Consider the following 20,489-nt stretch of genomic DNA (forward strand, 5'->3'; position numbering starts at 1 on the left):
TTACCTAAATTCGCACCCTCAAGAAAGATTAAAGAATGGACAATACTTCAACAGAAAGAGTAAACTGTTTGATTATAGGTTCGGGCCCTGCGGGCTATACGGCTGCCGTTTACGCGGCCCGTGCCAATTTGAAACCTGTTTTATACCAGGGAATACAGCCTGGCGGACAGCTGACCATTACCACTGATGTGGAAAATTATCCTGGTTTTCCGGAAGGTATCCAGGGGCCAGAATTGATGATTCAATTTGAAAAGCAAGCCATGCGTATGGGTGCCGATATCCGTTATGGATTGGCAACTAAGGTTGATTTCTCGCAACAGCCGTACAAAGTATGGATCGATGATGAGAAGATAATTGAAGCTTACGCAGTCATTATTTCCACTGGTGCATCTGCAAAATGGTTAAACCTGGAAAGTGAACAGCGTTTGAATGGGTATGGCGTGAGCGCCTGTGCCGTATGTGATGGCTTCTTTTTCCGTGGAAAAGAAGTTGCCATAGTTGGTGCCGGTGATACCGCAGCAGAAGAAGCTTTATACCTGTCCAAATTATGTACTACGGTTCACATGATCGTCCGTCGTGATGAAATGAGAGCTAGTAAAATCATGCAGGATAGAGTAAAGAATGCTTCCAATATTAAAATTTACTGGGATTCGGAAACTGAAGAAATATTAGGCGAGAAGACTGTTGAAAGTGTTCGGATTAAAAACAAAAAAACAGGAGAGCATACTACTATTCCGATCAAAGGCTTTTTTGTTGCGATTGGGCATCAACCCAATTCAGAGATTTTTAAGGAATGGCTGGATATGGATGAAGCTGGTTACATCAAAACCATCCCTGGTACCTCTAAAACAAACATTGAAGGTGTTTTTGCCAGCGGAGATGTGCAGGATAAAATTTACCGTCAAGCAGTAACCGCAGCTGGAAGTGGTTGCATGGCAGCTTTGGATGCTGAAAGATACCTTTCAGAGAAAGGTTATCATTAACAATAATATTAGCTATGGCAGGGTGGATGACCGTTGAATTAAAGGGTTTACGTTTTTTTGCAGAACATGGCATGTATGCGGAAGAAAAAAAAGTTGGTAATGAATTTGAAGTAGATGTAATTGTAAATTATAAAGCACCTAAGAAAACAATTTCGTCAATAGAAGAAACTGTGAATTATGTAGAAATTTATCGCATACTTGAAGAAGAGTTCAAAGTAAGAAAGCTGCTTCTGGAAACGTTAGCCATGCAGATTTGTGATAAGATTCAACATGTTTTCCCGGATATCAGGAATATTTCAATATCTATTAAAAAGATTAATCCCCCCATTACAAACTTCACTGGTTATGTAGGCATTACTTACACTAAGGAATTTAAATAGCAGCTTTGAAGGTCGGGGCCATCAAAAGCATTGTTGAAATTGCTTTGAAATACAATCCCCAATATGGCCGTGCCCGGCATGTGTTGGGGATTGTATTAAAGTTTTTTCAGTTTCCACCTTCCACTTTTAATATATAGGAATGACAATGCCAGCATACAGCTCCAGTATAATAATTCTGAAGCCCATCCCCAGAAAATTGAAAGCTTATTGACCTCAAGTACTATATATACATAACTACAGTATAGGGTAATCGCAAATAATTCAATTAAAAAAGTAACCCTGCTGTTGCCCGTGCCCGTTACAGCATTGAGCCAGATGCTGGATACCGACATCAGGACCATGATTGTGGCCACCAGGCGTAGGACAGGAGTTCCTGCCCTGATAAATTCTTCATTTTGACCGTAGATGGAGAGATAGATCCCAGGGAATAAATTAAGCAATAGAGCTATGATCAGTGCAACGCTTAAACTAAGCAATGCAATTTTGTTGATCAAAGGAATGACCAATTCCTTCTTTCCCTGGCCAATCACATTGCTGACCATACTGTTTGTTGTTGAAGCAAAAGCCCAGATAAAAACCCCAAAGAAGCCAAATACGTTGCGCATTGTGTTGGAAACAGCCAGGCTGGTTGAGCCATGGTGCTCTATGAGTATATAAAAGAATACCCAGCTGATGATACTGATAGCGTGTTGGAAAACCAGTGGGCCGGAAATGTCTGCGATCAGTTTTGCATTGCGGCTGTCCCATTTCAAATCTTTGAATATTGCATACTGCCTTCCAATGCCTTTTTGATAGATCACAAGGAAAATGACAAACATTCCAAAGAACTCTGCAATTACAGAGGCAAATGCTGCACCATTGAATCCAAATGCAGGGAAACCCAATTTGCCAAAGATCAACGTATAATCAAAGAATACGTTTGCTGTTGCTTCTGCCACTGTGCCCGCTACCAGGTATTTGCTTTGGTTGGTACCCACCAGCAAAGCATTCCGCATCTGGTAAATATATAAGAAGGGCAAACCCCATATCCGTATCTGTAAGAACCTGATCGACATTTCAAAAGTTTCCTTTGAATGGATTGTTGTTCTTAAAATAACAGGTGCCAGGAAATAAGTGAGCAGGATCCCTGTTACAGCTATGAGCATGGAAACCAAAACACCCTGGTTGAATATTTTTCCAATGTCCCCGGGTTTGTTTTCTCCTGCCCGTCTTGATATTAAAGCCTGGAGACCATTATTGAGTCCATAACCAACACTAGCAAAAACCAGGTAATAAACTCCTGTTATGCTGGCAGCTGCCAAAGCCTGTTCGCTTAGGTGGCCGAGAAATACATTGTTGATAATAAAGTTGAATTGTGGCACCAACAGTGCCAAGCTAATTGGTAAAGCAATTTTTAAAATCTGTTTACGTGTAACATCTACCTGAAGCTTTTCCACCATATTCTACAAATACAAACAACGAAGTTAAAAGCAGTAAAAGAAAGAGTTCGTATTTTGCGACTCTTAAATCCAAGGATTTGCAAACATTTTTTGAAATTGGAAGTTATACTGATCTAAAAAATGAAGAGACTGTTTTGCTTTGGGAAATAGGAAGCAATTACAGTCTAATTTCACTGTGGACAGAGGATGTAACTGCTTGCCATTATATCCAGGGCAGCATGTTTGATGAATTGGAAATGGAAAAAAGTATCATTGATATTTTCGCTCCTTATAAAGAAGCGGATCTGAAATATAAAAAGACGGTTATCTGTTCAGCTTTTCCTGATGCTTTGCTTGTACCCCGTAAATTTTTTGCGCAGGATAGTAACTTATTGGAACAGGTATACGGTGTACAGTCCAATGGGCAATTTTATGACTTTGCTGGACAGTGGCAATTAGTGAACTTTTATTCTATACCCGGATCAGTACTGCAGTTTTTGAAAGAACAATTTCCTGCTGCCTCATTCCGTCATATTTATACTCCTTTTTTAAAAGCTCCCAATGATGTTGATGCGCCGGAACAAATTGGTGTTCATTTTTTAAATAAGCAGTTTAGGGTTATGGTGAAGAAGGAGAACAATTTATTATTGATGCAGGTCTATACTTTTTCTGCCCCAATGGACGTCGTCTATTATCTTCTGAAAATTTGTAAGGAATTCGAATTATCGCAGGATCAAACATATATTACTTTGTCTGGCTTTATTGAAGCAGATTCTGCTTTGTATAAAGAAATATATCAATACTTTACTAACGTGGCCTTTGCGAAGCATAGCGGGGTTGATATGCCTGGGCATGATTATCCTCACCACTACTTTACATCACTTCATAATCTTGCAGCATGCGTATCATAAGTGGTTACCTGGGCGGTAGAAGAATCAGCCCGCCAACAAAAATGCCTCATACACGTCCTACTACGGATATAGCAAAAGAAGGCTTGTTCAATATTTTGCAAAACAATATTGATTTTGAAGAAATAAAGACCTTGGATCTTTTTGGAGGTACAGGTAGTATCAGTTATGAACTGGCTTCAAGAGGCGCAAGTGATCTGACTATAGTAGAAAAAGACCCCCAGATGTTTGCTTTTATTAAAAAGAACGCTGAGGCTTTACAACTGGAAAACTTCAAGGTTGTAAAATCTGAAGTGTTTAAGTTTATGGAAGGATGCAGGGAACAATTTGATTTTATTTTTGCAGGCCCACCTTATGCCTTAACTACTATAGATGAACTGCCAAGGATGGTTTTTGAAAAGAAATTATTGAAACCTGGCGGGCTTTTCGTTTTGGAGCATACACCAAGGAATGACTATAAGGATTTCCCATTCTTTAAAATGGCGCGCAATTATGGAACAACCATATTCTCTTTCTTTACTTTGGAAGAAGATAAGGAGGGGTAATCAATGCTAAAACGTGAAGTCAGGAAATTATATCGTGAAAAAAGAAAACATTTATCTTCTTCGGAGCAAATGAAGTTGGATGATTTAATGTTGATTCAATTTCAAAAGCTTGATTTACCGTTCTTATCATATGCCCTTAGTTTTTTTCCCATTGAGGAAAAACATGAGGTGAATACCTTCATTTTTACTGCTTATTTACAGTTCAGGAATCCAGGATTGCATATAGCCTATCCCAGGACAGACTTTTCTAACGACCAGATGCAAGCGATTTTGGATAAAAGTGAAAATTTCGCCCGTAATGCTTATAATATATATGAACCCGTATCCGGAGAAGAAGTGGCACCTCAACTACTTGATTTAGTGCTGGTTCCCCTATTAGCTTGTGATCAAAGTGGAAACAGGCTGGGATATGGCAAAGGTTTCTATGATCGCTTTTTAAAATTATGCCGTCCGGATTGTCTTAAAGTTGGTTTATCTTATTTTGAACCAATTCAGGTAATTACGGATACAGATGAATTTGATGTACCTTTAAATTACTGTATTACACCGCAAAAGGCCTATGTTTTCTAATTGGTTTTTAAAATCGTTTCGCATTTTACTGCTTCCTTTTGCTTTTTTGTATGGCTTGGTCATCATTATCAGGAATTGGCTATACGATAAAAATATTTCCCGCTCCACAACCTTTGCTTTGCCACTCATTTGTGTTGGGAATCTTTCTGTTGGTGGAACTGGAAAGTCGCCAATGGTGGAATTGCTAGTTAGAAAGTTGAAAGATCGTTTTAAAGTGGCAACATTAAGCAGGGGGTATAAACGTAAGACCAAAGGGTATGTATTAGCTTCAGAACAAACCACATCTATTGAGATTGGCGATGAGCCGATGCAGTTTCACCGTAAGTTTCCAGGTATTCCGGTTGCCGTAGGTGAGGAACGCATTGTTGCTATCCCGCAGTTGTTACACGACCGCCCGGAATCTGAAGTAATTATTTTGGATGATGCTTTTCAACATAGAGCTATCAAGGCTGGCCTGAATATCCTGCTTACAGATTATAATAATTTATTTACACGTGACTTTTATCTTCCAACCGGGGATCTCAGGGATAGTCGCAGTAGTTATAAGCGGGCTGATATCATCGTTGTCACTAAATGTCCTTCAAATTTTTCAGAAGAGGAACGGATGTCAATAGCTGGGGAAATAGAGCCTTTGCCGCACCAGCAGATTTTCTTTGCTAATATAACCTATGGTAATCCATATCATATTATTAATGGTACGGAGATCTCATTTTCCGAACAAACTGAAGTATTGTTGGTAACAGGAATTGCTAATCCTAAACCACTGAAGAAGTACCTGGAAGAATGTAGTCGGACCTACTTCCAACTCCAGTATAGCGATCACCACATATTCACTATTGACGACTTTAATGAAATAACTGACCGCTTTGAGCACATTCATTCAGAAAATAAAATTATATTGACAACAGAAAAAGATGCTACCAGGCTTCTTAAGTTCTCACAGAGGATGGATGGCATGCCTTTTTATGTCATTCCTGTTGAGCATAGCATTTTATTTGGACAGGAAGAGGCTTTTACAAGAAGCATCATGGATTTCATAGAACATTTTGCAAAACCAATTTAACCATACATGGGCCGAAAACATTCATCAAAAAAGACACATAAGAAAAGGCATCCCGAAGTAGACTCATATATCGGAACGATGGAACTGACCCGCTCAGGAATGGGGTTTGTTATTGTTGATGGGTTGGAGTCAGATGTTTTGGTGCGCCCTTCAGATTTTAATACGGCCCTTCACGGGGATAAAGTGCGTGTGCAACTCCAGGTCAAGAGGGAAGGAAGGCGATTGCAAGGCGCTATTACAGAGGTGATTGAGCGAAAACAATCAGAGTTTGTCGGCAGACTGGAGATGAATAAAGGTTATGCATTCTTTGTTGCGGACTCTGACAAAAAAATGCCTGACATCTTTATCCCACAGGCAAAGTTTAATGATGCTAAGGAAGGAGATCGGGTAGTGGTCCGGCTGACCAAATGGGACCAGGATCCTGGTAGACGTCCGGAAGGAGAAGTCGTAACAGTTTTGAATGAACGGGCCAATGAGGTGGCTATGAAGGAATTGCTGCTTGAAAATGGTTTCCCACTCGAATTCCCTGATGAAGCCCTGGAAGAAGCTGCACGTATACCAGATACTATTCCTCAATCTGAAATTGAGCAGCGCAATGATATGCGGCATGTGCTCACTTTTACAATAGATCCTGTAGATGCAAAGGATTTTGATGATGCTTTATCCATACGGGTTTTAAAGAATGGTAATTATGAAATTGGTGTTCATATAGCAGATGTGAGCTATTATGTAGATCAGGGAACTGCATTAGATGAAGCGGCTTACGGCAAGGCTACATCAGTATACCTTCCAGATCGTGTGAACCCCATGTTGCCGGAGCATATTTCCAATGTTTTATGTTCACTGCGCCCTCACGAGGATAAACTTACATTTTCAGCCGTTTTTCAAATGACGCCAAAGGGTGTCGTAAAGCAGTATTGGTTGGGGCGTACTGCGATTCACTCCGATCACCGGTTTACATACGAAGATGTTCAGGAGATTATTGAAAAACAGGAAGGACAATACCTGGATGAAATTCTTTTATTGAACAACATCGCCCAGCGTTTGCGTAAGAAGCGTATGGCAAATGGCGCTATCAACTTTTCATCCCAGGAAATCAGGTTTAAATTGGATGATGAAGGCAAGCCCATTGGGGTAATAGTCAAGGAAAGTAAGGAAGCTCACCAGCTGATTGAAGAATTCATGCTTCTGGCCAACCGGATTGTGGCGGAAAAAGTATCTAAGATTAAGGTTGATAAAAAGCCTATTCCATTTCCATACCGCACACACGATTTGCCGGATGAAATGAAACTGTTGCCATTTATTGCCTTTGCCCGCAAGTTTGGACATAAGTTCGATACCAGTAGTCCTGAATCCATTGCAGCTTCTTTTAACACTATGATTGAAGACGTGGCAGGAAAGCCCGAAGAGCATGTTCTATCACAATTGGGTATCCGTACAATGGCAAAAGCTATATATACTACCGAGAATATTGGCCATTATGGATTGGGTTTTGAAAATTACTGTCATTTTACCTCACCCATTCGTCGATATCCGGATATCCTGGCCCACCGTATTTTGCAACAGGTACTTGATAATAAAATCAGGATCGATAAAAAGCTGGAGCAAAAATGTAAGCATTGCAGTGAGCGGGAAAGGGCTGCACTGGAAACAGAAAGAGCAGCTAATAAATACAAGCAGGTAGAATACATGCAGCAGTTTCTGGGTGAAGAATTTGAGGGTGTTATCAGTGGAGTAGCTCCTTTTGGATTTTGGGTAGAAACTGTAGAACATAAATGTGAAGGCCTTGTTAGCCTGAATAGTCTTTTGGATTATGACGAGTTCCACTTGATCGAAACAGAATATATGCTCAGTGGTGTCAGAAGTGGACGTAAGTTCAGGATGGGCGATAAGGTCCGGATTAAAGTAGTGGCCGCCAACCTGACCAAACGCCAGCTGGATTATGAATGGGTGTTATCAACTACAGAGACGCCTGCAGGGCCTGTAAAGCTTCTCAAAACTGGGAAGGAGAAAGCCAAACCTAAGGCAAAAACTAAAAGAAAAAAGAAGGAAGTATAGTTTACAATTTGAACCAAACACTCAATAATGCACACATTTGAAGAACTATCTGCGCAGTTTTCTGAGAAATTTAAAACAGATCATTTTCCCCAGGAGCCAGCATCTTTATATGAGCCTAACCGTTATTTTCTTGGAATGGGAGGTAAAAGAGTGCGCCCGGTATTATGCCTCATGGCTAATGAACTGTTTGATGAGATCGTACCTGATGCCTGGAATGTAGCCACAGCTATAGAGCTTTTTCACAATTTTACATTGATTCATGATGATATAATGGATCAGGCGCCACTTCGCCGCGGTCTGGAAACCGTTCATCAGAAGTATGGCATTAGCACAGCTTTATTGGCAGGGGATGTGATGCTTGTTGCTGCTTATGAATATCTAAATAAAGTTTCTACGCAACATATTGTACGGATCATGCGCCTGTTTAATAAAACGGCGCGCGAAGTATGTGAAGGCCAGCAATTGGATATGGATTTTGAGAAGAAAAACGGTGTAGACTTTGACGCCTACCTGAATATGATCAATCTTAAAACATCTGTACTACTGGCCTCAAGTTTACAAATGGGAGCCCTTCTGGGAGGCACTGGTGTCCGTAATCAGCAAATTATTTATGAATTTGGTCGTAAAATAGGACTAGCCTTCCAGGTACAGGATGATTTTCTGGATGCTTTCGGCAACCCTGAGAAGTTTGGTAAACTGGTAGGAGGCGATATCAAATCCAATAAAAAGACCTTTTTACTCATACATGCATTACAAGTTGCCAGCGAAGGCCAGAAGAAGAGATTAAAGGAATTATACACTTCAACATCAGAGCATAAAGTGGAAGAGGTGCTTTCTATTTTTAAAGACTGCAAAGTAGATGAATGGGCGAAAGCTCTAAAGGAAAAATATATGCAGGAGGCCTTTCAGCATCTTGATGATATTGCTGTGGTTTCCAAAAGAAAAGAGCCATTAAAAGAATTGGCTTTATACCTTTTACAGAGGGAATCTTAATTGTAATAAATCAAAAAGCATCGCAGGATTCACACTTAAACAGGAAGCGATGCTTTTTGATAAAAGTTTATAAGATGCTCACCAGGCACGATATAATAATGGCAATATCTATGATAACACTCAAAAAGAATGTAGGTATTGTGATCTTAGTGGGCAATGCTGAAAGATTTGTAACTAATGAGGCTCCCATTGCTACTAAAGCCAGTATCCAGAATCCAAAATAATTTCCGCTCAGTACAATGGCAAAAAGTGTTATAGGTGTCAGGGCGCAACCATGAATTACTAAAGCGGCTGCCAGCCACCCAAAACGGTTTTTTTCCTGGCTTGCACTCCATTGGAAAAAATTATTTAATACTTGGGTTTTTACTGTTGCGTTCGTGGTCGTGTTTTTAATTACATGTTGAATCGTTGCTTCCATTTCATTAAAATTTTGAGGCACAAAAATCAAATACATGCATGTCTTTAATGATGATGGTGATAAAGTAGCAACCTGATTATAATTATTGATCACTTTGACTAATATCAAAATTTGTGGGAATTGTGCTAACTGCTCGGTTGATTTCTTTTAATTTGGCCTCTTAAATAAAAGTTGATGGTAAATTCTCTATTCAGGCGTAAGTCTTTAACAAAAATTTTATCAGATTCTGATGCGTCGGGAGATATTCATGCACATGAATTGAGGAGGGTTTTGAGTGTCAGGGACCTTACTTTCTTTGGAATTGCTGCAATTATTGGGGCCGGCAGTTTTAGTTCTATGGGGACTGCCTGTGCCAGCGGTGGGCCGGGTGTAATATTTCTTTTTATTCTTTGTGGTATTGCATGTGGATTTACCGCTATGTGCTATGCTGAATTCGCTTCCCGAATTCCGGTGGCCGGAAGTGCTTATACTTATGCCTATGCCTCTTTTGGAGAGTTGATGGCATGGGTTATAGGTTGGGCTTTATTAATGGAATATTCTATTGGTAATATTTATGTTGCATTTGCCTGGAGTGATTATTTTACCAATCTTCTTCACAGTTTACATATTTATATTCCAGGCTGGCTTTCCACCAATTATAAGGCTGTACATGATGCTGTAATCAAGAATGAAAACCAGGAATTAATCAGTATTTGGAATACTGCGCCCAAAATAGGAACCCTTCGAATTATTGTGGATTTGCCTGCTTTATTGATAAATGTGCTGATCACATGGCTGGTTTATGTTGGCGTAAAAGAAAGCCGGAACATCAGCAATCTGATGGTGATCATAAAATTGGTTGCCATCGTCTTGGTAATTCTTGTTGGAATAACTTACATCAACACTGATAACTGGCTTCCTTTGAATGAAGTTGGGATGCGTTCATTTATGCCTAACGGTTTTAGTGGAGTGATGGCGGGTGTTTCAGCTGTTTTTTTTGCTTACATCGGTTTTGATGCTGTTTCCACCATGGCTGAGGAAAGTAAAAATCCCCAGCGGGACCTGCCCAAAGGCATGATCTATTCACTGATCATTTGTACTATAGTATATATAATCCTATCCCTTGTACTTACCGGGATGGTGGACTATAAATTGCTCAATGTTGGAGATCCGCTGGCAGAAGTGTTTCAGCAGAATAATGTGGGTTGGATGAAGAATATCATATCTGTTATCGCCGTTGTGGCAATGACCAGTGTGATGCTTGTATTCCAGTTAGGACAACCTCGTATCTGGATGAGTATGAGCCGGGATGGTTTGTTACCTGCACAATTTCAACGGATTCATCCTAAACATAAAACGCCTTCATTTTCTACCATTGTTACAGGAATCGTTGTTGGTTTACCAATCATATTTACCGATGAGCGATTTGTACTTGACTTTACAAGTATTGGAACTTTGTTTGCCTTTGTACTTGTTTGCGGAGGTGTATTACTGATTCCACGCAGAGAAAAGCAGGAGGGGAAATTCCATTTACCTTATATCAATGGCAGGTTGATTTATCCATTGATTATTACAGGACTAATTGCCATAATTGCAATTACGAGCAATAGATACTTCCCTGAATTACTCAACGGAGATTTTTCGGATCATTCCCATGCAAGCAATGCAGGGGATTATCTTCTTGGAACACCTGTTTTAAAAATTTCCACTATTATTTTCTGGTTGGTATGTATCGTGTTGTCGGTTTTTGCCTTTATGCGCAAACTTTCACTGATACCGCTAATGGGTTTAACCACCTGCCTCTATTTATTAACCGGGATGTCGGCGTCGAACTGGAAATGGTTTTTCATTTGGTTTGCCATAGGCTTAGTTCTTTATTTTTCATATGGTTACCGGAAGAGCAAACTGGCAGCAGAAAAATCATTAAGTGTTGTGTAGTAAAAAATCCAGGAATACATAAAAAGGGCCGGTAACCTCCAGGTTACCGGCCCTTTTATTTGAGACTTTATATAATTTTTTAGAATTGCTCTAACCCGGAAAAGAAGAAATCGCCTTCAATTTTAGCGTTTTCCTCACTATCGCTTCCGTGCACAGCGTTTTCACCAACAGATGTTGCGAATAATTTACGGATGGTTCCTTCGTCTGCCTTTGCTGGATCTGTTGCGCCAATCAGTGTTCTGAAATCGGCAACAGCATTCTCTTTTTCCAGGATGGCTGCGATAATAACGCCGCTGCTCATGAATTCTACCAACTCGCCGTAAAAAGGACGTTCCTTATGTACTTCATAAAACTGGCCAGCTTTTACTTCACTAAGATGAGTTTGCTTTAAGGCTACAATGCGAAAACCACCTTTGATAATCTTGTCTAGAATAGCGCCTGCATGTCCGTTTTTCATTGCATCAGGCTTAATCATGGTAAATGTTCTATTGCTCATTACTGTTTAATTTCCGCGCAAAAGTAGAGTAAAGTTTGAAGTTTCCTCTACATTTGCCGCTCGTTTATGCGACCAATTCACGAATTATATACAAAACTTTCTGAGCCCAGGAAAATTGCCATTACAATGCATCAGAAACCTGATGCTGATGCCATGGGCTCAACTTTAGGCTTATATCACTTTTTAGTTCAGTTTGGGCATGAAGTTCAGGTGATTTCTCCTACCAACTGGGCAAGGTGGCTCGACTGGATGCCCAATGTGAACAAGGTTCTCGATTATGAATTGCACAAAACAAAGGCAGATGAATTTTTAGAATCTGCTGATTGGCTTTTTTGCCTGGATTTTAATCATTTTGGCCGGACCAAACTTTTGGCTCCTAAACTAGCAGAACTGAATTGTACTAAAATATTAATTGATCATCACCAGGAGCCTGATGTTCAGAGCTTTACTTTTGGAGTTTCCTCAACCGGTAAGAGCTCAACTTGCGAGATGGTGTTTGATTTCATTGTACAATCAGGACACCGTGATAAGATTAATATTTTTATTAGTGAGTGCCTGTATGCCGGTGTCGTAGCCGACACAGGATCATTCCGTTTTTCTTCTACTCACGCCAGTGTGCACCATATGGTGGCAAGTCTCAAAGAACTTGGCTTGCAACATACCAAGGTGCATGAAGCTCTATATGATAATTTCCTGGAAAACCGTTTAAGGTTTTTAGGCCATGTGCTTTCAAACAGGATGGAAGTTATTTATGAGTTGAATACAGCAGTGATCTATATCACTAAAGCTGACTTATTAAAATATAATATTAAGACCGGCGATACGGAAGGAATTGTTAATTATCCGCAGTCTATTCAAGGTATTAAGCTGGTAGGTTTTGTGGTTGATCGCGATGAAGAACGTAAATGGTCATTTCGAAGCAAAGGAAACTTTGATTGCAATACATTTGCCAGGAAATATTTTGGAGGTGGAGGACATTTTAACGCTGCAGGGGGGCAGGATAAAGAGTCACTCGAAAAAACCATCCAAAAGTTTAAACAGGCAATCAGGGAGAATAAAGAACTTTTACAATAACTAAACAATTAAAATGCGATTCGTAAACAGCATCTTCAGTGCAGCCGCAATTGTTCTCTTAGTAAGCAGTTGCAACAGTGTAGACTTTAAGAAAACCAAAGGCGGAATGCCTTATAAGCTTTTTCCTGGTAAAGGAACTAAAAAAGTAGAGCCAGGAACGATCATTAAAATCAATTATTCGCAAAAATTAAATGATAGTTTAATGTTTGCGACTTATGACAAAGGGCCGGTTTATATTCCTGTTAATAACGAAAGTCAGCCATATGACATCAGTGAAATTATTCCTACCTTAAAAGAAGGTGACAGTGTTTATGCTGTACAAATGGTAGACACTTTCATGGTTAAGAATCCAGGCGGCCTTCCTCCACAATTCAAAAAAGGTGATAAATTGATCACGACCATCAAAGTTCTTGATGTATTCAAATCACAAGAAGAAGCTCGTGCTGATGAAACAAAAGAAAGACAATTAGCATTTAAAAATAATGCGAAGATTCAAGGGCAATTGCAAAAAGATGATAAAGTTATTTCTGATTACCTTTCAAAGAATAACATCAATGCACAAAAAGTGGGTTCCGGTACTTATGTTCAGATTATCAACCAGGGCAGTGGTCCCAAAATTGAGGACGGAAAATTTGTAAGTTTAATGTATAAAGGATTGACTTTGGGTGGAAAAGTTTTCGATACAAATATGGATACTACTTTCAAACACACCGAGCCTTTAACCATGAATATTGGTGCAGGACGTTCCATTCCTGGTTTTGAAGAAGGTTTGAAAGCTTTGAGCCAGGGAACTAAAGCGCGCCTTTTTATCCCTTCCAGTTTGGCTTATGGTGAAGCTTCACCATCACCCGATATCAAAGCCAATGAAAACCTGATCTTCGATATCGAAGTTTTGGAAGTGCATGATAATGCTCCGGCGCCCAATATGGCTCCTTCACCGAAAAATGAGTCGACTCATCGATAATTACCAGCTTTCATAAAATATAAATATCAATTTTACGGCTCATTATTTAATGAGCCGTTTTTATTCCAAATCCTTGAAAACCAAGGCTCCGTTTTTAGATCCAAATCCTAATATTATCCGCTTATTACCCAATTTTGGGTGTGTTAATGAGGTAACTCTGTTCCTTTGAAAACTGTAAACCTTATTTATATAGGATAAAAATAATATCCATTCCCATCATGAAATTAAGAGCACTCAAAGGTGCTCTTTTTCAATTTATACCATATTTATTTGGCTTACTAATTTAACGGCTTGTACAGCCTCTTTCACATCGTGAACCCTTAATATGTGAGCACCTTTCAGCAGGGAGATTGTATTGAGGACAGTGGTTCCGTTAAGTGCCTCTTCTGCATTAATATTCAGTGTTTTGTATATCGTTGCCTTTCGGGAAAGTCCAATCAGGAGCGGTTTTCCTAACTGTGAAAAGTATTCCAATCCGGATAGTAACTCAAAATTGTGTTGAATTGTTTTTCCAAAGCCAAAACCTGGGTCTACGATAATGTCACTTATACCCAACTCTTGTAATTTTTGAATTCTAAAATTTAGAAAGTCAAATACTTCAGTAACTACATTTCTGTATGTAGGATTGACTTGCATGTTTTGAGGGTTTCCCGTCATGTGCATTAATACATATGGCACTTTTAGTTTAGCAACGGTTTCTATCATTGCCTCATCAATACTTCCAGCACTTACATCGTTTATTATGGAAGCGCCTGCGTCTACAGCACTTTCTGCTACTTTCGCATAAAAAGTATCTACAGAAATAAGAACCTCAGGAAATCGTTTATGTAAAGCAGTAATCGCCGGAATAACTCTTTTCTCTTCTTCGGCTTCATCTATAAGCAGACTTCCCGGCCTGGTGCTTTGTCCGCCTATATCAATTATGGTCGCCCCGTCCATCAACATTTGCTCTGCGCGATATAAGACAGCATCTTCACCGTTCATTCTGCTATCTGCAAAAAATGAATCAGGAGTTACATTTAAAATGCCCATAACAAGTGGCTGCTCTATGATCGTTAATTTTCCTTTGCAATTGAGTGTAAACATTGATTTACTACTTTTGGAGCGAAAGGTACAGCGGGAAGGGTGAAGAGATAAGAAAAATATCACCTGTTTGCTCATTCGTATCCTTGTAAATACAACTTTTTATCTAGAGTAAAATAAATTACCATTTTATTTGATATACCCCATGCAGATAACACAATCAAAAACAAACCACCAGTATGATGCTGTAATTGACAGATGTAAAGACATATTCTTGAAAAAAACGACTGATTACGGGACTGCCTGGCGTGTTTTACGTACTATTTCCATAACAGATCAGATATATATAAAGGCTCAGCGAATCAGGACTATTCAGGAAAAAAAAGTTCAGAAAATTGGTGATGATATTACTGCCGAATTTATCGGTATAATCAACTATTCGGTAATTGGTTTGATGCAGTTAGATCTTGAAGAAGATGCTCCTGAAGATTTGCCAGTGGAAGAAGTCTCGGAACTGTACAATCATAAAATATTGATTGCACGCGACCTGATGCAAGCAAAAAATCATGATTATGGCGAAGCCTGGCGTGGTATGTCGCAGGAAAGCTTTGTTGATTTAATACTTATGAAACTTTACCGCATGCGGCAAATCCTAACTAATGAAGGAAAAACCCTGATTAGCGAAGGGCTGGATGCTAATTACCTGGACATTATTAATTATGCTGTTTTTGCATTAATTCTGCTTTCTGAAAAAGGCGATAGTTAAAACTGATTTTTCCTTTGCTCATCCTCACTCTACTACCATAAACATGAAGAAAGCTATTACCGTTGCTCAAATTTTTGTAGGCGTTTTATTTATTATTTCTGGCATAGTTAAAGGGAATGATCCTTTAGGATTGAGTTATAAAATGCAAGAGTTTTTTGAAATATGGAATTCAGGACTTGCATCATCTGGATTTTTTCTAAAAGGGCCCCTCATCAATTTGTTTCAATTCTTTCACGAACATTCACTCAGCCTTTCAATCATAATGATTGCACTTGAAATCATGGCTGGGGCAGCCTTACTCATTGGCTGGAAGAAAAATTTTATTTTAAATCTTCTGTTTGTTCTCATAGTTTTCTTCACTTTTTTAACTGCCTACGCTTTTTTATCCGGAAAGTTTAAGAACTGTGGGTGTTTTGGTGATTGTTTACCTATAACTCCTTTAACGTCTTTTCTAAAGGATGTGGTGCTGCTGGGCTTGATTGTTTTCCTCATCTTTGGGAAGAAATATATTCAGCCTGCTTTTACAGCTCCCGTACGGGCATCCTTTTTAATTAGTTTTCTAGTCATCAGTTTAGGCTTGCAGTGGTATGCCTTAAATTATCTACCTCCGGTTGATTGCCTTCCTTATAAGCGGGGTAATAATATTGCCCAACAAATGAAGATTCCTGTTGGAGCAGTCCCTGATAGCTTTGCAATCAGATTTGTGTATGAGAAGGAGGGGAGGCAATTTGAATTTTCTCCGGAACAGTTACCCTCAGATCTTGGTTCCTATAAATTTGTTGATCGAATAGACAGGCTCGTACGTAAGGGAAATGCAGAGCCTCCGATTAAAGGTTTTGCTTTGATCGGTCTATCAGGAATGGACTCAACTGAAGCTGTTTTAAACCAATCACTTTGTTTTATCCTCTTCTGTGAAAATTTAAAAGGGGAAACTAAAGAATGGCTGCCAGAGTTTAAGGAATTATATAAAACAGCTCAAAAGCGGGGTATTCCTGTTTATGTAGCTACTGCAGTTTCTTTGCCTGCAGCTACTGAGTTTTTCCAAAAAGCTGGTTTATCCCAAATTCAAATTTTTGCTTGTGATAATACTGCAATAAGAACGGCAGCACGTACAGTCCCAACTATATATTTATTGAAGCAAGGCACGGTTCAGAAAAAATATAGTTTCAAGGGATTCAATACAATTCAGGAACAAATCAGTTTCAAATAACAGCAATTGTTATTGTACTCCTCGGCTTTAAATTTTATATGAATTTACCAATATGATTCAGCTCATCATTCGCAGGATCCAATATGGGATATTTGTACTGATCGGGGTTGTGATATTGGTGTTTGTCTTATTCCAGGGCTTTGGAGATCCTTCCAGGTTGGTTATGGGTCAAACGGGTGATCCCGCAACTCAGGCAGCAATTAGAAAAGAATTAGCGCTTGACCAGCCAAAGTGGAAGCAAGCTCTATTCTATTTTAATGATGTTTCGCCCATCAGTTTTCATACGGGTGAAGAAATCCAAAGGAAGCAATTAAAGGGCTTCTTTATAGGAAATAAGGTAAAGTTGGCCTTGAAGCTTCCATACCTGCGGGTTTCTTATCAATCGAGAAAACCTGTTTCAGACATTTTATTGGAAGCGTTACCAGGAACCGTATTGCTTGCACTGATGGCCATGTTTATCGCCGTAATATTTGGAATTCCATTAGGTATTTTGGCCGCTGTTAAGCAAAACTCGAGTCTCGATACAACAGCTGTAGTAACAAGTATCTTAGGGATTTCTGCTCCGTCCTTTTTTATGGGAGTTATTATAGCTTATCTGTTCGGATTTATTTGGAGCGACTGGACAGGGCTCCACCTAACAGGTAATTGGTTTGAAATAGATGCATTGACCGGTGAAAAACGACTTTCCTTGCAAAATGGAATTCTGCCTGCTATTACTCTGGGTATCAGACCTTTAGCTATTATAACCCAACTATCACGGAGTTCCATGCTTGATGTGCTTGATCAGGATTATATCAGGACTGCCTATGCAAAAGGTTTGCATAAAACAGCAGTAATATGGCGCCATGCTTTGCCCAATTCTTTAAACCCTGTGATAACTGCCATTACCGGTTGGTTTGCAGAGCTCTTGGCTGGAGCCTTTTTTGTAGAGTATATTTTCGCATGGAAAGGCATTGGAAAAGTAACTGTAGATGCCCTTGAAAAGCTTGATTTCCCTGTAGTTATGGGATCAGTATTATTTACTGCAACCATTTTTATATTTATAAACATTCTGGCTGATATATTATATGGTCTGGTCGATCCTAGAGTAAGAGTGTATGAATAACGTCTTATTTGTTGGTTTAATGAAATAAAATTGATAAAACACACTCTTATTTATCAATTTTATTTACATCTAATTAAATGTTATATTACTTCTGTGAAATTTATTTTGCAATAAAATGCTAAATTTTATTTTGTACTTTTAAGACAAGATTGAATTTCTAGAGGTATACTGATCTATATTAAATAATTACAACTCAGTAGATTAGATGACAAGGGTAATTAAATTCACATTTTCGTGGGGGTATTGTCTGATGAAATTAATGTTTTCTAGTGTTTATAAATAAATTCAGTTATGACAAAAGTCAGAAGATTCTAAGAAAAATATTAGCTATCTTTATTATAAACCTTTAATAACCTATTTAATAACCCCTTAAACCCTTCGAAATGCCAAATGTCTCAGTTATCCTTGAGCGTAAATTTCCTCAGTTTAATACCGTTTCACCCGATCATTTGGTAAGTGATGCTTTGTACCAGATGTGTGCAGAAAACGTAGATTACCTCATTGTTATGAATGGTGAAAAATTTGTAGGTATTCTAACAGAGCATGATGTTACGAACAAGGTACTTTTTGCCAATAAACCTTTGAATGAGCTTAAAGTGCAAGATTTTTTGAATAAGAATTTACCGGTAGCTTCATCAAACAATTCGTTAGCTTATTGCATGCAATTATTAGAACGTCATAATGCCCGGTATTTGGCTATTTATGATGACTTTACCTTTAAAGGTGTGGTTTCAGCTAATGACCTGATGCATGAAATGATTGCAAATACAGATTCCGAGTATGGGGATATTTCGCAAGATCAAGAATATTCCTGGGTTTATTGAATAACAACTTCCTGAATATCATTTGTTCCTAGAGCTTCGTTTACGCGAAGCTTTATTTTTTCCTTTTGGTATAAAAGTTCTTGTTTTAGTGGGGCCACGTTGGTTGTAATGAAAAGAGTGCGGTTCGCAATTTTAATGCTATCTGTATACCTGGCTATTGTTTTTCCCATCAATTTTTCCCATAACTCTTCAATTTGCAAAGCCTGGATATCGCTTTTCATTCTGCTTTGCCTTAAAAACTGCTGTATCGCTTCACCTAATGAATATTGGGCCATGTGTTATAAGATATTCTTGAATTTAAATTCAGTAATTACAGTTCAAAGTTAAAAGATAAGGTTTTGAACTTTGAATGATCTTTTACAATTCAATTAATTGAAAAGGCTGGTGAAGCTTTTCTAATTGAGACTGAAGGCGTTGAGGGTTTGTATCTGTAATAAAAACCTGGCCTTCGCCATCAGAGCATACCTGCAAAAGCAAATTGGAGATTCGCTCTTCATCCAGTTTTTCAAAAACATCGTCTAGCAAAAGGAGAGGGGTTAGCTTTTTCTCTGTTTTTAAAACATCCATTTCAGCCAACTTTAAAGCAAACAAAAGACTTTTTCGCTGTCCTTGGGAGGCAATGCTTTTAAATGTTTGATTATTTAAATTGAAAGTGAGATCATCGCGATGAATGCCTCCGGTAGTTCGCTGCACCATTAAATCTTTTTGTCGATTCATACCCATGAGTTCCTGGAAAGAAACCCCTTGCAGTTCACTTTCATAAAATAAATTAATAGGCTCATAATGCCGGGCTATCTCATTGTATAATATTTTAACAGAAGGTAAAAATTTCAATAGGAAATGATACCTTTTTTCAAAGATCAGGGTTCCTTCTTTAACCAGTTGTTCATCTAATATATCCAAAACAGACAAATCCCGGCTGCCAAAGCCATCATTGTAATTACGTAAAAATGAATTTCGCTGCTGTAAGATCTTATTATAATTGATCAAAGATTGAAGGTATTCATGATCCATCTGGGACAACAATGTATCTATGAATTTCCTACGGTCTTCACTGGTGCCAATAATTAATTGTACATCGTCAGGTGCAATGACCACACATGGATAGCGGCCGATATGTTTTGAAAACCTGGTATAGAGTTCATCATTTACAGAAAATTCTTTTTTTCCTGTTTCCCTTAAAATGGAAACAGCCTTTTCCTGATGGCCATTAAGGTTAAAATGCCCTTCTACCCTAAACCCCAGGTGACCATGCTGAGTGATGAGCTGATCCTGCCGGGTAAAATAGCTTTTCGTAAAGCTTAAATAATGAATAGCATCCAGTAAGTTGGTTTTGCCTTTGCCATTACGGCCACAAACCCCGATAATGCGTTCCGTAAACCGGAATTCCTGTTGGAAATAATTCTTGAATTGAAAAAGTGATATGGATGAAACAAATAGACTCAAGGGTATAAGTAAGTGGTACGAAGATAAAAGCAGGAGGGGAATAAGAAAATACTAATTTAAAATTCATCCTCGTTGCTTCAGTATACCATCAGTATACCTTAAGTATACCTGGAGTATATATACAGTATACGTAAAGTAGGGCTACAGTATACCAACAGCATTCCTCCATGCTGACTGGATGCCTACTCCATAGATAAGCCGTACCATAAGTATACATCAGCCGTACTTAAGGTTAGATTACTTCGACCATCCTTCGATCATCCTTCGACTATCCTTCGACCATCTTTCGACTATGCTTCGATCTGAATGGAGCAAATGCTCATAAATA

At 38.8% G+C, this 20,489-nt stretch carries 21 protein-coding genes; 15 read left to right on the forward strand and 6 right to left on the reverse strand.

Annotation, left to right across the window (positions count from 1 at the left end):
- Positions 1-35 precede the first annotated feature (35 nt).
- Complete coding sequence (gene trxB / locus OCK74_RS20240; RefSeq protein WP_279298904.1) at positions 36-983, forward strand: thioredoxin-disulfide reductase; 948 nt, start codon at positions 36-38, stop codon at positions 981-983.
- A 14-nt stretch (positions 984-997) separates the two neighbouring features.
- Positions 998-1,363 (forward strand): dihydroneopterin aldolase, encoded by a 366-nt coding sequence (gene folB / locus OCK74_RS20245; protein WP_279298905.1) that lies wholly within the window; start codon positions 998-1,000, stop codon positions 1,361-1,363.
- 95 nt (positions 1,364-1,458) lie between these two features.
- Here the strand turns inward: folB and OCK74_RS20250 are convergent, their stop codons facing one another.
- Positions 1,459-2,802, reverse strand: coding sequence for an MATE family efflux transporter (locus OCK74_RS20250; RefSeq protein WP_279298906.1), 1,344 nt, complete (start codon positions 2,800-2,802; stop codon positions 1,459-1,461).
- Between the two features lie 77 nt (positions 2,803-2,879).
- Here OCK74_RS20250 and OCK74_RS20255 point away from each other — a divergent pair, with 77 nt between their 5' ends.
- The 6 genes from OCK74_RS20255 to OCK74_RS20280 are packed head-to-tail and all read left to right on the forward strand — an operon-like array spanning position 2,880 to position 8,918.
- Positions 2,880-3,692 (forward strand): DUF3822 family protein, encoded by an 813-nt coding sequence (locus OCK74_RS20255; protein ID WP_279298907.1) that lies wholly within the window; start codon positions 2,880-2,882, stop codon positions 3,690-3,692.
- Entirely contained in the window at positions 3,680-4,234 is a 555-nt protein-coding gene (locus OCK74_RS20260) for an RsmD family RNA methyltransferase (RefSeq protein ID WP_279298908.1), read from the forward strand. The genes OCK74_RS20255 and OCK74_RS20260 overlap by 13 nt, the downstream gene beginning before the upstream one ends.
- A 3-nt stretch (positions 4,235-4,237) precedes the next feature.
- A complete protein-coding gene (locus OCK74_RS20265) occupies positions 4,238-4,804 on the forward strand; it encodes a 5-formyltetrahydrofolate cyclo-ligase (protein WP_279298909.1) in 567 nt (188 codons plus the stop codon).
- Positions 4,794-5,867: a tetraacyldisaccharide 4'-kinase gene (gene lpxK, locus OCK74_RS20270; protein WP_279298910.1), complete on the forward strand. Its 1,074-nt coding sequence runs from the start codon at positions 4,794-4,796 to the stop codon at positions 5,865-5,867. Before OCK74_RS20265 ends, lpxK begins: the two co-directional genes overlap by 11 nt.
- 6 nt (positions 5,868-5,873) lie before the next feature.
- A complete protein-coding gene (gene rnr / locus OCK74_RS20275) occupies positions 5,874-7,925 on the forward strand; it encodes a ribonuclease R (protein ID WP_279298911.1) in 2,052 nt (683 codons plus the stop codon).
- 27 nt (positions 7,926-7,952) lie between these two features.
- Entirely contained in the window at positions 7,953-8,918 is a 966-nt protein-coding gene (locus tag OCK74_RS20280) for a polyprenyl synthetase family protein (protein WP_279298912.1), read from the forward strand.
- A 67-nt stretch (positions 8,919-8,985) separates the two neighbouring features.
- Here OCK74_RS20280 and OCK74_RS20285 read toward each other — a convergent pair whose 3' ends face one another.
- Positions 8,986-9,336, reverse strand: coding sequence for a hypothetical protein (locus OCK74_RS20285; RefSeq protein ID WP_279298913.1), 351 nt, complete (start codon positions 9,334-9,336; stop codon positions 8,986-8,988).
- Positions 9,337-9,510: 174 nt separating this feature from the next.
- Here OCK74_RS20285 and OCK74_RS20290 point away from each other — a divergent pair, with 174 nt between their 5' ends.
- Positions 9,511-11,253, forward strand: coding sequence for an amino acid permease (locus tag OCK74_RS20290; protein WP_279298914.1), 1,743 nt, complete (start codon positions 9,511-9,513; stop codon positions 11,251-11,253).
- Between the two features lie 79 nt (positions 11,254-11,332).
- On the opposite strand, the gene OCK74_RS20295 is transcribed toward OCK74_RS20290, so the two are convergent.
- Entirely contained in the window at positions 11,333-11,749 is a 417-nt protein-coding gene (locus OCK74_RS20295) for a nucleoside-diphosphate kinase (RefSeq protein ID WP_279298915.1), read from the reverse strand.
- Positions 11,750-11,815: 66 nt separating this feature from the next.
- Between OCK74_RS20295 and OCK74_RS20300 the strand changes: the two genes are divergently transcribed.
- Positions 11,816-12,823 carry a DHH family phosphoesterase gene (locus OCK74_RS20300; RefSeq protein ID WP_279298916.1) on the forward strand — a complete coding sequence of 336 codons (1,008 nt, stop codon included), beginning with the start codon at positions 11,816-11,818 and terminating at the stop codon, positions 12,821-12,823.
- Positions 12,824-12,836: 13 nt separating this feature from the next.
- Complete coding sequence (locus OCK74_RS20305) at positions 12,837-13,787, forward strand: FKBP-type peptidyl-prolyl cis-trans isomerase (protein WP_279298917.1); 951 nt, start codon at positions 12,837-12,839, stop codon at positions 13,785-13,787.
- Positions 13,788-14,042: 255 nt separating this feature from the next.
- Here the strand turns inward: OCK74_RS20305 and folP are convergent, their stop codons facing one another.
- On the reverse strand, positions 14,043-14,873 hold the full coding sequence (gene folP / locus OCK74_RS20310) for a dihydropteroate synthase (RefSeq protein ID WP_279298918.1): 831 nt from the start codon (positions 14,871-14,873) through the stop codon (positions 14,043-14,045).
- A 211-nt stretch (positions 14,874-15,084) separates the two neighbouring features.
- Here folP and OCK74_RS20315 point away from each other — a divergent pair, with 211 nt between their 5' ends.
- From OCK74_RS20315 to OCK74_RS20330, 4 genes are all read left to right on the forward strand, one after another.
- Positions 15,085-15,576, forward strand: a complete 492-nt coding sequence (locus OCK74_RS20315) for a DUF1599 domain-containing protein (RefSeq protein WP_279298919.1) — start codon at positions 15,085-15,087, stop codon at positions 15,574-15,576.
- Positions 15,577-15,619: 43 nt separating this feature from the next.
- The gene (locus OCK74_RS20320) at positions 15,620-16,786 is read left to right on the forward strand and encodes a BT_3928 family protein (protein ID WP_279298920.1); all 1,167 of its coding nucleotides are present in this window, start codon (positions 15,620-15,622) and stop codon (positions 16,784-16,786) included.
- 52 nt (positions 16,787-16,838) lie between these two features.
- On the forward strand, positions 16,839-17,891 hold the full coding sequence (locus tag OCK74_RS20325; protein ID WP_279298921.1) for an ABC transporter permease: 1,053 nt from the start codon (positions 16,839-16,841) through the stop codon (positions 17,889-17,891).
- Positions 17,892-18,274: 383 nt separating this feature from the next.
- Positions 18,275-18,715, forward strand: a complete 441-nt coding sequence (locus OCK74_RS20330; protein ID WP_279298922.1) for a CBS domain-containing protein — start codon at positions 18,275-18,277, stop codon at positions 18,713-18,715.
- Here the strand turns inward: OCK74_RS20330 and OCK74_RS20335 are convergent.
- Positions 18,709-18,990 carry a DciA family protein gene (locus OCK74_RS20335; protein WP_279298923.1) on the reverse strand — a complete coding sequence of 94 codons (282 nt, stop codon included), beginning with the start codon at positions 18,988-18,990 and terminating at the stop codon, positions 18,709-18,711. The two genes, OCK74_RS20330 and OCK74_RS20335, sit on opposite strands and share 7 nt — an antisense overlap.
- An 82-nt stretch (positions 18,991-19,072) precedes the next feature.
- Positions 19,073-20,161 (reverse strand): DNA replication/repair protein RecF, encoded by a 1,089-nt coding sequence (gene recF, locus OCK74_RS20340; protein WP_279298924.1) that lies wholly within the window; start codon positions 20,159-20,161, stop codon positions 19,073-19,075.
- Positions 20,162-20,489 lie beyond the last annotated feature (328 nt).

The organism is Paraflavisolibacter caeni (genome assembly GCF_025628885.1).
Taxonomy (GTDB): Bacteria; Bacteroidota; Bacteroidia; order Chitinophagales; family Chitinophagaceae; genus Flavisolibacter; species Flavisolibacter caeni.